The organism is Saccharopolyspora hirsuta, from assembly GCF_008630535.1.
GTDB lineage: Bacteria > Actinomycetota > Actinomycetes > Mycobacteriales > Pseudonocardiaceae > Saccharopolyspora > Saccharopolyspora hirsuta.
On sequence record NZ_VWPH01000004.1, the window covers coordinates 320,198 to 333,189 of the forward strand.

General features: G+C 71.8%; 11 protein-coding genes. 4 read left to right on the forward strand and 7 right to left on the reverse strand.

Annotated features, from left to right (window positions below; genetic code table 11):
- Positions 1 to 73 precede the first annotated feature (73 nt).
- Complete coding sequence (locus F1721_RS09975; protein ID WP_170301434.1) at positions 74 to 2,794, forward strand: ATP-binding protein; 2,721 nt, start codon at positions 74 to 76, stop codon at positions 2,792 to 2,794.
- An 18-nt stretch (positions 2,795 to 2,812) separates the two neighbouring features.
- On the opposite strand, the gene F1721_RS09980 is transcribed toward F1721_RS09975, so the two are convergent.
- From F1721_RS09980 to F1721_RS10000, 5 genes are all read right to left on the reverse strand, one after another.
- Entirely contained in the window at positions 2,813 to 3,214 is a 402-nt protein-coding gene (locus F1721_RS09980; protein ID WP_150066310.1) for a winged helix-turn-helix transcriptional regulator, read from the reverse strand.
- Positions 3,215 to 3,377: 163 nt separating this feature from the next.
- Positions 3,378 to 4,022, reverse strand: a complete 645-nt coding sequence (locus tag F1721_RS09985; RefSeq protein WP_150066311.1) for an alpha/beta fold hydrolase — start codon at positions 4,020 to 4,022, stop codon at positions 3,378 to 3,380.
- A gap of 2 nt (positions 4,023 to 4,024) precedes the next feature.
- Positions 4,025 to 4,348 carry a biotin/lipoyl-containing protein gene (locus F1721_RS09990; RefSeq protein WP_150066312.1) on the reverse strand — a complete coding sequence of 108 codons (324 nt, stop codon included), beginning with the start codon at positions 4,346 to 4,348 and terminating at the stop codon, positions 4,025 to 4,027.
- A complete protein-coding gene (locus F1721_RS09995) occupies positions 4,341 to 5,327 on the reverse strand; it encodes an alpha-ketoacid dehydrogenase subunit beta (protein WP_150066313.1) in 987 nt (328 codons plus the stop codon). The genes F1721_RS09990 and F1721_RS09995 overlap by 8 nt, the downstream gene beginning before the upstream one ends.
- Positions 5,320 to 6,291 (reverse strand): thiamine pyrophosphate-dependent enzyme, encoded by a 972-nt coding sequence (locus F1721_RS10000; RefSeq protein ID WP_150066314.1) that lies wholly within the window; start codon positions 6,289 to 6,291, stop codon positions 5,320 to 5,322. Before F1721_RS10000 ends, F1721_RS09995 begins: the two co-directional genes overlap by 8 nt.
- A 395-nt stretch (positions 6,292 to 6,686) precedes the next feature.
- Here F1721_RS10000 and F1721_RS10005 point away from each other — a divergent pair, with 395 nt between their 5' ends.
- The 3 genes from F1721_RS10005 (at position 6,687) to F1721_RS10015 (ending at position 9,618) form a co-directional block, all read left to right on the forward strand.
- On the forward strand, positions 6,687 to 8,054 hold the full coding sequence (locus tag F1721_RS10005; protein ID WP_150066315.1) for an MFS transporter: 1,368 nt from the start codon (positions 6,687 to 6,689) through the stop codon (positions 8,052 to 8,054).
- Between the two features lie 90 nt (positions 8,055 to 8,144).
- Entirely contained in the window at positions 8,145 to 8,822 is a 678-nt protein-coding gene (locus F1721_RS10010; protein ID WP_150066316.1) for a GntR family transcriptional regulator, read from the forward strand.
- Between the two features lie 91 nt (positions 8,823 to 8,913).
- Positions 8,914 to 9,618 (forward strand): IclR family transcriptional regulator, encoded by a 705-nt coding sequence (locus F1721_RS10015; RefSeq protein WP_150066317.1) that lies wholly within the window; start codon positions 8,914 to 8,916, stop codon positions 9,616 to 9,618.
- Between the two features lie 7 nt (positions 9,619 to 9,625).
- Here the strand turns inward: F1721_RS10015 and F1721_RS10020 are convergent, their stop codons facing one another.
- Together F1721_RS10020 and hpaD are read right to left on the reverse strand one after the other, a co-directional pair.
- Complete coding sequence (locus tag F1721_RS10020) at positions 9,626 to 11,533, reverse strand: FAD-binding monooxygenase (RefSeq protein ID WP_150066318.1); 1,908 nt, start codon at positions 11,531 to 11,533, stop codon at positions 9,626 to 9,628.
- 394 nt (positions 11,534 to 11,927) lie between these two features.
- Positions 11,928 to 12,989 carry a 3,4-dihydroxyphenylacetate 2,3-dioxygenase gene (gene hpaD / locus F1721_RS10025; RefSeq protein WP_150066319.1) on the reverse strand — a complete coding sequence of 354 codons (1,062 nt, stop codon included), beginning with the start codon at positions 12,987 to 12,989 and terminating at the stop codon, positions 11,928 to 11,930.
- Positions 12,990 to 12,992 lie beyond the last annotated feature (3 nt).

The following is a 12,992-nucleotide window of genomic DNA, read 5'->3' on the forward strand; positions in this document are numbered from 1 at the left end:
GGGGCACCTGCGCACGACGAACGCCACCGCAACGGCCAATCGGTTGATCCAGTCGACGTCCTGGGGAGATCCCATGCAGTTCAACGTGCTCGGCCCGCTGGAATTGCGCGTGGCGGGCGAACCGGTGCCGCTGGGCGGTCTCAAACAGCGCTCCACTCTCGGCTACCTGCTGCTGAACGCGAACAAGGCCGTGGCGACGAGCCAATTGCTGCGCGCGCTGTGGGGCGACCGCACCCCGCCGACCGCCCGCAAGATGCTGCAGAACGCCGTCTCCGGCCTGCGCACCATGCTCGCCAGCCACGGCACCGGCGACGCGGAGGTGCTCACCCACGCCCCCGGTTACCTGCTGCGGGTGGGCGACGACCGGGTGGACCTCTCGCGCTTCCACGCGATCGTCGAGGAGGGGCGCACCGAACTCGCGTCCGGTTCCTGGAACTCCGCCGCGCGGACGCTGCGCCGGGCCCTCGAGCTGTGGCGGGGGCCCGCGCTGGCCGACCTGGTCGAAACCGGGATCGACTGGCCGGAGCTGACCGCGCTGCAGAACTCGCGGCTGGCCGCCCTGGAGGACTACGTCGAGGCCGAGCTGGCCGCCGGACGTCATCACGAGGTGGTCGCCGAGCTGGAGACCGCGGTCGAGACCGAGCCGCCGCGCGAGAAGCTGTGCGGGCAGCTGATGCTCGCGCTGTACCGGTGCGGTCGCCAGGCCGACGCGTTGAGCGTCTACCGCCGGACCCGCACCAGGCTGATCAGCGAGTTCGGGCTCGACCCCGGTCACCAGCTGCAGCAGCTCGAACGCGCGATCCTCAACCAGGACCCGAGCCTCACCCGGGGTCCGGCCGGTCCGGTGCGCAGCGCTCCGCACGTCCCGCGCCCGCGCGAGGAGATCACCGCGCTGCCCGCCCGCCCCAGCGCCGAGCGCCCGCCCGCCCCGCCGATCACCGAGCGCAAATGGGTCAGCGCGCTGCTGGTGCAGACCGAACCCACCCGCACCGCCAGCGGCGGGCACGACCCGGAGGACGTCGACCAGACGTTCCGGCAGCTCACCTCGATCCTCCGCGAGGAGGTGAGCCGGTTCGGCGGAACCCTGCACAGCGCGTTCGGCGCGGTGTGGTTAGCCGCGTTCGGCGTCCGCCGCACCTACGAGGACGACGCGGAACGGGCCATCCGCGCCGGTTTCGCGATCCGCCGCCGCCTGGAATCGCAGCCGGGCGTGGCCGCGCGGGTGGCGGTGGCGACCGGGGAAGCGCTGGTGACCAACCCGCCGGGTGGTGCTCAGGCCGAGGTCTCCGGCGACGTGCTGGAGTCCTGCATGCGGTTGCTGGGCTCGGTGCGCCCCGGGGAGATGCGGGTCTGCGACACCACCCGGCTGGCCAGCCGCGGCGCCGTCACCTACGCCGATTCCGGTCCCTCCGCCGGTGATGTCATCGCGGTGCGCCCGGAGCACGAGGCGGCCACGATCAGCCTGCCGTTCGTGGCCCGGGAGCGGGAGCAGGCCACGCTCGACCGGCTGCTCGACGACGTCCGGGAACGGCGGTCGCCGCAGCTGGTCACCCTGCTCGGCGAACCGGGCATCGGCAAGAGCCGCCTGATCAACGAGTTCCGCCTGGCCGCCGAGGCGTCCGGCCGGGCGCGCTGCCTGGTCGGCCGCACGCCGCGGTTCGGCTGGAACGCGCCGCTGACCGCGCTGGCGGACGTGGTGAAGTCCTACTGCGGCATCTCCCCCGGCGACAGCACCGCGACCGCGGTGCGGAAGCTGAGCCACCACGTGCAGCAGCTCTCCGACGACGCGGAGACCACCGAGTGGCTGCTGACCCACCTGCGCCCGCTCGCCGGTCTGCAGGACGACTCGCGCGGACCGGACGAGGTCGGCGAGGCCTTCGAGGCGTGGCGCCGCTTCCTGGAGGAGATGGCCGCCCGCGAACCGCTGGTCGTGGTGCTGGAGGACCTGCAGTCGGCCGACGAGACGTTGCTGAACTTCGCGGCCGACCTGGACGAGCGGCTCGGGCCGGTGCCGCTGCTGGTGATCGCGACCGCCCGCCCGGAGCTGCTGCGCCGCCGCCCGTCCTGGGGGTGCGGCAAGCGCGACGTCACCACGCTCACCGTCGGCCCGCTGTCGCGGGACGCGACCTGGCGCCTGCTGGAGTCCCTGCTGGCCCGGCACGGCCTGTGCCACCGGCTGACCAGCGGTGCGCCGCACATCGACGAGAGCCGCCTCCGCCGGGAGCTGATCGACCGGGTGGGCGGGAACCCGCTGTTCGCCGCGGAGCACGTGCGGATGCTGCGCAACGAGCTCCTGCCCGGCCGCGAACTGGCGATCCCCTCCCTGGCCATCTCGGGCGCCGCCCCGTCACCGAGCACGTCCCCGGACTGCCCGGTGCGGCTGCCGCAGTCGGTCTACAACATCATCGCCGCCCGGTTGGACACGCTGTCGCGCACGGAGAAGTCGGTGCTGCAGAACGCGGCGGTGTTCGACCGCGTCGGCTGGGCCGAACCGATCGCCGCGATCAGCGGGCTCGGCCGCGGCGAGGTCACCGACCACCTGCACTACCTGGAGCAGCGCGGGTTCCTGGCGCGCACCCGGGAGCGCTCCCGGCAGGGCGAGGTCAAGTACGAGTTCCGCCACAGCCTGGTCCGCGACGTCGCCTACTCCCAGCTGCCCCGCCCCGACCGCGCCGAGAAGCACCAGCGCTGCGCCGCCTGGCTCGACGGGTCGGCCACCGAGAACGCCGAACTGCTGGAGCACCACAGCCAGCGCGGCGAGCTGACCTTCCGCACCAGCAGCACGCGGGACTGAGGGCGCGCGGACGAGGCGCTAGCCAGCCTTCTGCGCTGCGCTCTCGTCCGCGCCGTCGTACGCCTGCCGCGCGAGCTCGATGGCCGTCTCGTGCCGCTGCGCCCAGTCGGTGAGCGCGGTCAGCGCCTCGCACAGCTCCGCAGCGATGTCGGTGAGGGCGTACTCGACCTTCGGCGGCACGGTGGAGTACACGGTCCGGGCCAGCAACCCGTCCCGCTCCAGGTTCCGCAGCGTCAGGGTGAGCATGCGACGGCTGATGCCGGGGACCGCCCGCTCCAGCTCGGTGTAGCGGATGGGTCCGTGCGACGCGGCGAGCAGCACCCCGATGCTCCACTTGCCGCTCACCCGCTCGACCACCTCGCTCAGCCGGCAGGCGTGATCGCCCGAGCGCTGATTCCGGTCCCTGCTGTCCGCGGTCATGGCCTGCAACCTCCGGTCTGGCACCAGCTCCTCCACCACCACCCTAAGCCGGCGCGCGGCGGCGTGGGGACTGGCCCGCGAGGGTGCCCGACCTGTGAGATCCCCGCCGCGAACGCGCACCGCGGCGGCCACCTGCGTCGAGGCGGACGCCGCGGTGCACGCATCAGCGGTCGAAGAACTCGGTCGCGGCTTCCTTGAAGCGTCGGCTGGACACCGCGTTGAGGTGGTTGCGGCGGCCGAGGGAGACGAACGGCGCGTCGAACCCGGCGGCGACCTCCGGTGCGTCCGCGGCGATCTCGTCCTGATCCCCGGCGGCGAAGAGCACGGGGACGGGCGGTGGGCCCTCGAGCCGGTGGCCCGCCACCTCCTCGATGCACGCGTCCAGGCCGCCTGCGGACAGCGCCTCCGCCACGCCCCGCATCGAGTCGCGGTCGGCGGCTCGGCCGCCGATGCCGCCGAGGGCGAGCCGCCGGACCCGGCCGGGCGCCAGCTTCGCCAGCTCCCAGCCGACCAGTCCGCCCATCGAGTAGGTCACCGCATCCACAGTGGACACACCAGTTTCGTCCAGCGCGGCCAGGACGTCGCGGGCCAGCGCCTCCGGGGAGTACCCGGAACCGGGCCGGTCGCTCCGGCCGTGCCCGCGCAGGTCGACCAGGACGTGACCGCGGTCGGCGAGGGCGCGCACCCAGCCGGTGCGCACCCAGGTGCTCTCGCCGTCCGACGCGAAGCCGTGGATCAGCAGCACCGGCGCCGGGCCGGGCGCGGAGTCGCACCAGATCTTCGTGCCGTCCCCGGTGGTGGCGAACACGGTCAGTCCTCCGGCGGGGTCAGGCGGACCCGCCGCTGCGGCTTCTTCTCCTCGGGGACGGTCCCCACGATGCCCGCCTGCTCGTCGGAGACGGTGAAGGTCACCAGCGACTCGCCGACCGCCAGCTCCTCGTCCGCGCCGACGTGCAGCCGCGCGACCCAGCCGGACTGCGGCGACGGGATCTCCACCGCCGACTTGGTCGTCTCCAGCTCGACCAGCGGGGCGTTGCGCTCCACCCAGTCGCCCTCCTCGACCAGCCACTCCAGCACGCGGGCGCTGATCAGGCCCTCACCCAGGTCGGGCAGCGGAAAGGTCACTTCAGCCACGGCGGTACTCCAATGTGGTCTGGACGGCGGTCAGGATGCGGTCGGCGCTGGGCAGGTACTCGTCCTCCAGCGCGCCCGACGGGTAGGGCACGTCGAAGCCGGTGACCCGCTGCACCGGCGCGCGCAGGTCGCCGAAGCAGCGCTCGGTGACCAGCGCGGAGACCTCGGCGCCGAGCCCGGCGGTCAGCGGGGCCTCGTGGACCACGACCGCGCGGCGGGTCTTCGCCACGGACGCGGCCAGGCCGTCGACGTCGATCGGCTTGAGCCAGCGCAGGTCCACGACCTCCAGCTCGACGCCGTCCTCCGCGGCGAGCTCGGCGACCTGCAGGCACCGGGCCACCATCGCGCCCCAGGCGACGAGCGTGGCGTGCTTGCCCGCGCGCACCACCCGGCTGGTGCCCGGCGGCACCGGCGGGACCGGTTCGGACGGGTCGAAGAACTCCCGCTGCCAGTAGCGGGGTTTGGGCTCCATGAAGATCACCGGGTCGGGGTCGGCGATCGCCTGCCGCAGCAGGTGGTAGCCCTCCGACGGCGTGGACGGCGACACCACCTTCAGGCCGGGCACGTGCGCGAACAGCGCCTCCAGGCTCTCCCCGTGGTGCTCCGGCGCGCGGATGCCGCCGAAGCTGGGCAGCCGCAGCGTGATCGGCATGTTCAGCACGCCCCGGCTGCGGTAGTGCATGCGCGCCACCTGGTTCACGATCTGGTCGAGCGCCGGGTAGCTGAAACCGTCGAACTGGATCTCCGGGACCGGGCGCCAGCCGTGCATCGCCAGCCCGACCGCCGTGCCCATGATCGCCGATTCGGCCAGCGGCGTGTCGAAGACCCGGTCGCCGAACTTGGCCTTCAGCCCGTCGGTCACCCGGAACACGCCGCCGAGCGTGCCGACGTCCTGCCCGAACACCAGCACCCGGTCGTCGTCCTCGCACGCGTGCTGCAGGGCCAGGTTGAGCGCCTGCTGCAGGGACAGCTCAGGCATCGAGGGACTCCTTCCACGCCCGCTGCTGCTCCAGCAGGGCCTTCGTGGGCTCGCGGTAGACGAACGAGAACAGCTCCGCCGCGTCCGGCGCGGCGGAGGCCTGCAGGCCCTCGCGGATCTCGCGCACCACGGCGGCGGCGTGCTCCTCTGCCGCGGCGACGTCGTCGGCGGAGAGCTGCTTCGCGGCCACCGCCAGCGGGTCGCGGTCGGTCCACGCCTGCTCGTCCTCCAGCGTCCGGTAGCGACCGGGATCGTCCGAAGTGGAGTGCGGGCCCACCCGGTAGGTCATCGCCTCGATCACCGTCGGGCCGCCGCCGTCGCGCGCCCGGTCCAGCGCGGCGCGGGTCGCCTCGAACACCGCGACCACGTCGTTGCCGTCGACGCGGTGCCCCTCGATGCCGTACCCGGCGGCGCGGGCGGCGACCGAACCACCGGCCACCTGCCGCTCGGTGGGCACCGAGATCGCCCAGCCGTTGTTCTGGCAGAAGAACACCACCGGCAGCTGGTAGACCCCGGCGAAGTTCATCGCCTCGTGCACATCGCCCTGCGAGCTGGCGCCGTCGCCGAAGTAGGAGATCGCCGCGCCGCCGGTCTGGTCCAGCTTCGCGCCCATCGCCCAGCCCACGGCGTGCGTCACGGGCCCGCCGACGACCGCGTTGATCGGCGCCAGGCGCGACGTCCGCGGGTCGTAGAGCCCGCCGTGCCAGGTGTTGAGGTGCGTGGCCAGGTAGGCGACGAGATCGACGCCCATCGCGACCGCGGCGCCGATGTCGCGGTAGCCGGGGAACGCGAAGTCCCGGTTCAGGTCGAGGGCGGCAGCGCTGCCCACCTGCGCGGCCTCCTGCCCCTTCGCCGGCGCGTAGGCGGGGAAGACGCCTTGGCGCTGCAGCGCGATTGCCTCCTCGTCGAGGCGCCGCGCCACCAGCATCAGTCGGTGCAGCGCGCGGAGATCAGCTGTGTGCATGCCCGGAAGAGTGCGCAACCACCGCCGGACCGTGCAAGAGTCACCCCTCAGGCTGATCACTGTGCTCGATCTGACCGGCGATATGCCGTTTTCACTGGACAAATTGCCCTGTGAACAGCCTCGGCGGCAGCGTTGACCAGCTGACCCACCTCGCCTCGGCAGCGCGGGCCAACGTATATGACGCTCCGCCGGACACCCGCGCCTCCCGCGCCACCGACCGGGAGCGGGCCGCGAGTGGTTTTCCCCGCGAAGCAACCCGGTCCGGGGCTTCCGGTGCCCGGTCGGCCGACCATTGACAACCGCGGTCCGCGCCCCGCAAGATTCCAGATCGTATTTGATTTCGTAGTTGATGTTGCCCAACGCAGCACCGCATCGGACACAGCAAAGGAGCTGCCATGCCCGAACCCGACCTCACCCGGGAGAGAACTCGGCGCGAGCACCGCCGAGTCGCGTTGGGCACGCTCGTCGGCACCACCATCGAGTGGTACGACTTCTTCATCTACGCCAACGCCGCCGCCCTGGTGCTGACGCCGATGTTCTTCGAGCCGTTCGTGGCCTCCTACGGCGAGCTCGCCGGGCGGTTGATCTCGTTCGCCACCGTCGGGGTCAGCTTCTTCTTCCGCCCGCTCGGCGCGATGGTCGCGGGGCACTTCGGCGACAAGCTCGGGCGCAAGGCCATGCTGGTCCTGACCCTGATGCTCATGGGCGCGTCCACGACGCTGATCGGCCTGGTGCCCGGCTACGCGTCCATCGGGATCTGGGCGCCGATCCTGCTCATCGTGCTGCGCATCCTGCAGGGCTTCTCCGCGGGTGGCGAGTGGGGCGGGGCCGCGCTCATGGCCGTCGAGCACGCCCCGGCGAACCGGCGCGGGCGCTACGGCGGATTCCCGCAGATCGGGGTTCCGGTCGGCATGCTGATCGCCACCGCGGTGCTCAGCGTCGTCACCGCGACGACCACCGAGCAGCAGTTCCTCGACTGGGGGTGGCGGGTCCCGTTCCTGCTGTCCGTGGTGCTCATCGCGGTGGGCATGGTGATCCGGCTGGGCGTCGCCGAGTCGCCGGTGTTCGCCGGGGCCGAGGGCGAGCAGGGCCGCGTCAAGCTGCCGCTGGTGCAGATGTTCCGGTTCAACGGGCCGCAGGTGCTGCAGGGGACGCTCACGTTCGCCGCGAACAACGCGGCCGGGTACATGGTGACCGGCGGCTACCTGCTCTCCTACACCACGACGGTCCTGGAGATGGACCGCTCGACGGTGCTCAACCTGGTCAGCTTCACCAGCGCCGCCTGGGTCGTCACGACGATGGCCAGCGCGATGCTGTCGGACCGGATCGGGCGGACCGCGGTGTACAAGATCGGGTTCGCCGCGCTGATCGTCTGGGTGTTCCCGATGTTCTGGCTGATCGACACCGAGAACGTGCTGCTGATCGGCCTGGCGATGCTGGTCTTCAGCATCGGCATCGGCTTCACCTACGGCCCGCAGGCGGCCATGCTCGCCGAGATGTTCCCCGCCCAGGTCCGCTACTCCGGGGCCGGGCTGTCCTACGCCTTCGGCGCGATCCTGGGCGGCGCCTTCGCCCCGATGATCGCGACCTGGCTGCAGGCCGCGTTCGGCAGCTCCATGGCGGTGTCCGGCTACCTGCTCGCCCTCGCGGTGGTCGGCCTGATCGCCACGTACACGATCAAGGACCGCACCGGCAAGTCCCTCGGCGCGGACGCGTTCGACATCCCGGGAGCCGCCGAGCTCTCCGCGGCGGCCAACCGGTAGCCGCCCGGCGCGGGGGGGCGGTCCGGGAAGCCGCACCGCCCCCGCCGTATACGATCGCAGGTGTCGCCAGCCGAGGACGGAACGAGGGAGATGCCGAGTACAGCCGGTGCGCAGGCGCTGTCGAAGTCGGAGAAGGTCTACCGGGAACTCCACTCCCGCATCCTGTCGGGGCGCTACGCCAGCGGATACCGGCTGGTCCTGGACCAGATCGCCCGCGAGTTCGGCACCAGCCCGGTGCCGGTGCGCGAGGCGGTGCGGCGGCTCGAGGCCGAGGGCCTGGTGACGTTCACCCGCAACGTGGGGGCCCAGGTCGCGGGCATCAACACCTCCGACTACGCCAACGCGATGCAGACCCTCGCCTACCTCGAAGGCGCGGCCACCAGCCTCGCCGCCGCGCGCATCACCCCGGAGCAGCTGGCGGAGGCCGCGTCGCTCAACGCGGAGATGCGCCAGCTGTGCGAGGGGACGCTGGACCCGGTGCGGTTCACCGAGCTCAACCACCGCTTCCACTGGGTGCTGTGCGAGAGCTGCCCGAACCAGCATCTGCTCGACCTGGTGCACCGGGAGTGGCAGCGGATGTCCGGCATCCGGCGCTCCAGCTTCACCTTCGTCCCGAGCCGCACCCTGTCCTCAGTGGACGAGCACGACCGGATCATCGCGCTCATCCGGGCCGGTGCCTCGCAGGAGGAGATCGAGCGCGTCGCGCGCGACCACAAGCTCCGGACGATGACCGAGTACGTGACCTCCCGCCCCGATTCCGCGTCCTGACGCCGCAGCCCGGCTCGTGCTGCGGGCGCTTAGGATTCGGGTGCCCCAGACCGAACGTTCGCCCGCGCACCGGGCAGGAAGGCACGACTCCATGCCCGACCGGCAGGCCGGCTCGCAGACCTTGAGCCGCGGCATCAGGTTGCTCGAGATCCTCGCCGCCGCCGACCGCAACCTGTCGATCGACGAGCTCGCCGCCGAGCTCGAGGTGCACCGCTCGGTCGCCTACCGGCTGCTGCGCACCCTGGAGGACCACGGGCTGGTCGTCCGCGACGGCGCCGGGCGGATCGCGCTCGGGGCGGGCTTGGCGGCGCTCGCCGCGGGCGTCTCGCGGGACCTGCAGTCCGCCGCGCTCCCCGAACTCGCCGACGTCGCCGACGAGTTCGGGATGACCTGCCTGCTCGCGGTGCAGCACGACGGCGACGAGGCCGTCACCCTGGTCAGCAGCGCGCCCCGGCAGACGGTGGCCGTGGTGTCCTACCGGCCCGGCCACCGCCACCCGATCACCCGCGGCGGGCCGGGCAAGGCGATCCTGCTGGAGCTCCCCGAGAGCGCCTGGCCCGCGGACATGACCGACGAGCTGCGCGCCGAGATCGCGGAGAGCCGCGCGCTGGGGTTCGCGCGCAGCAGCGACGAGGTAGTCCCGTCGCTGCGCTCCGTCGCGGTGCCCCTGGTCCTGCCCGACCAGCCGCTGGCCTCCATCGCGGTCATCCACGTCTCGCTCCCCCGCCCCGAGGCGGAGATCGCCGCACGCCTCAAGACCGCCGCGGAACGCGTGCAGCGGGCGTACGGCGCCTGACCCCGCGTCAGCTGCCGACGGGTCGCTTCGCGGCGCTGAAGATTCCCGCGAAGAACGCGGCCAGCTCGTCCACGGCGTCCAGCGGGAGCACGTCGGCCACGTAGTGGTCGGGCCGCACCACGACGAGCGCGCCGCCGCGGTCGATGCCGCGCGCCTCGAAGATGTCGTCCGCCGGGTCGGCGGCGTAGACCTTCTCGTAGTCCACGAGGGAGAACGGGCCGACCTTCGGCAGGAACGCCCGGGGCACCGCGCCGAGGTCGACGCCGTGGTGATCCTGCTGGTAGATGACCTTGACGTCGAACCACGCGTCGATGTCGCCGTCCTCCGGCGCGTACGCGACCACCGGTGAGTTCGGCGAGCTGACGATCCACTCGGCGAAGTCGGTGGTCTTCGACGGCTCCCCCGCGGCGGGCCGGTCGGCGAACGCGTAGATCCGCCAGCGCCCGTCCGCGCGGTGGTGGTGGCCCAGGTGCACCGGGTTGGCGTCGCAGACCCGGGTGACGCGGTTGGACTTGAAGCGCTTGCCGACCGGGAAGCCGGTGGCCAGGTCCTGGTGGGTGCCCGCGCCGATGATCATCGACGGCTGGTACTGGGTCATCAGCCCGGCGGGGAACTCCGCGGTCTTGACGTAGAAGTCCTCCAGCTCGGTGGGGTCGGACAGCTCCTCGGGCTTGGCGGCCATCAGGCTCGACCACTGCCGGTCGAAGTCGATCAGGTTCTGCGCGATCACCTGGCGCTCCGCGGAGTAGGTGTCCAGCAGCGCCTCGGGGGCGCGGCCGTCGAGCACGTGCGCGACCTTCCAGGCGATGTTCCAGCCGTCCTGGATCGACACGTTCATGCCCTGCCCCGCCTTCGCGCTGTGCGTGTGGCAGGCGTCGCCGGTGATGAACACCCGGGGGCTGCGGATGCCCACGAGCTCCTCCGGCACGTCGTCGAACTTCGCGGCCAGCCGGTGCCCCACCTCGTACACGCTGCGCCAGCAGACGTGCTTCACGTCCAGCTTGTACGGGTGCATGATCCGGTTGGCGCGGGCCTCGACCTCCTCCTGCGTCGTGTTGCGCACCGCGCCGTTGTCGTCCTCGGAGACCTCGCCCAGGTCGACGTACATCCGGAACAGGTGGTTGCCCTCCCGCGGGATGTGCAGGATGCTGCCGCCGTCGTGCGACTGGATGGCGCACTTGGTGCGGATGTCGGGGAAGTCGGTCTCGGCCAGCACGTCCATCACGCCCCACGCGTGGTTGGCCTGGTCGCCCACGAGTTCGAGGCCGATCGACTCGCGCACCTTGCTGCGCGCGCCGTCGCACCCGATCACGTACTTGGCCCGGACCGTCCGCTGCGCGCCCTCGTCCTCGCCCGCGCTGCGGCGCAGCGTGACCGCGACCGGGTACTCCCCCTCCTCGGCGACCTCGAGGGTGATGAACTCGTAGCCGTAGTCCGGGACCAGGCGCGCCGGGGCGTTGCGCGCCGCCTCGGCGAAGTAGTCGAGCACCCGCGCCTGGTTGACGATCAGGTGCGGGAACTCGCTGATCCCGGACGGGTCGTCAGGGGCGCGCGCGGCGCGGACGATGTTCTCCGGGTTCTCCGGGTCCGGCTTCCAGAAGGCCATCTCGGTGATCCGGTAGGCCTCCTCGGTGATCCGCCCGGCGAAGCCGAACGCCTGGAACGTCTCGACGCTGCGGGCCTGGATGCCGTCGGCCTGCCCCACCTCGAGGCGGCCCGGGCGGCGGTCGATGATGCGCGTGACGATGCCGGGGAACTGCGCCAGTTGCGCGGCAGCGATCATCCCGGCCGGGCCGCTGCCCACGATGAGGACGTCGACCTCCTCCGGGAGCTCCTCGGGACGATCGACACCGACCCCCGCGGGCGGCTGGATCCGCGGATCGCCGGAGACGTACCCGTGGTGGTGAAACTGCACGGTTCCTCCTCACATCGTTGTGGGTTCTACGCGTGACCCGCGCTTGTTCTATAAACGAACATGAAGTTCTAATATCGAACGGCCGTATCGTATAGTTCGGCCGCAGCCCCGCACAAGGGCGAAATGCGGGACGACGACAGCGGTTGTGCCGAGTTCCGGCGGAAGATCAGTTGTGCGCCAACCACTTTGCCCGTTCGGTTCGCGAATCCCGCCGAACGGAGCGGAAACCGCCGCGCCAACGACCGCTGGGGCCTGCCCGGTCCAGCTGGGCAGGCCCCGTCGGTCAGCGCGCGCCGACGGGCGGAGCCCCGGCCAGGGCTCCGCCGCCGGAAATCACCTGTGCAGGCCGGGAATCAGCACAGCAGCCGAAACCCGGGCGGCGCAAGTCGTTCGATCACAACGAGTTCCCGAGCTTGAAGCCCTCCGCGACGTCGTCCTTGCGGGTGTAGGAGAACCCGTCGGCGCCGATCGTCACGGCCATCTCGCTGGCGTCGGTGCGCTCCTGCACCGGCTGCGGGTTGCCGTCCAGGTCGAGGACCGGCGAGGCCTCGGTGTACCAGGACGGGACGACCGGGTTGCCCCACCAGTCGCGGCGCTGGTTGTCGTGCACGTCCCAGGTCACCACCGGGTTGTCCGGGTCGCCGGTGTAGTAGTCCTGGGTGTAGATCTCCACCCGGTGCCCGTCGGGGTCGCGGATGTAGAGGTAGAAGGCGTTGGACACGCCGTGCCGCCCGGGACCGCGCTCGATGACGTCGGACTTGCGCAGCGCGCCGAGCTTGTCGCAGATGGCCAGGATGTTGTGCTTCTCGTGGGTGGCGAAGGCGATGTGGTGCAACCGCGGCCCGTCGCCACCGGTGAGCGCGGTGTCGTGCACGGTCGCCTTGCGCCGCAACCACGCCGCGTAGGTGGTGCCCTCCTCGTCCTTGATGTCCTCGGTGACCCGGAACCCGAGCTCCTCCAGGTACTTCCGCCCCTTCGGCACGTCCGGGGTCACCTGGTTGAAGTGGTCCAGGCGCACCAGCGCTCCCGGGGTGTAGAGGTCGTAGCGCCAGGCCAGCCGCTCGACGTGCTCGACCTCGTAGAAGAACTCGTACGGGAAGCCCAGCGGGTCGGTGACCCGGACCGAGTCGCCGATCCCCTTGGTGAAACCGCCCTTCCGGCGCTCCGTGCGGCACCCGCGGGCGGCGAACCACCGCTCGGCCCGGTCCACGTCCTCCGGGGTGCGGACGCGGTAGGCGAACGCCGCCGCGGCGGCGACCGGGCCCTTGCGCAGCACCAGGTTGTGGTGGATGAACTCCTCGAAGGAGCGGAGGTAGATCGCCTCGTCGTCCTCCTCGGTGACCACCAGGCCGAGGGTGTCCACGTAGAACTCCCGGGAGGCGGCCAGGTCGGTGACCACCAGGTCCAGGTAGGCGCAGCGGACGATGTCGGGCGGGGTCAGCTCCGAGACACTCATCGT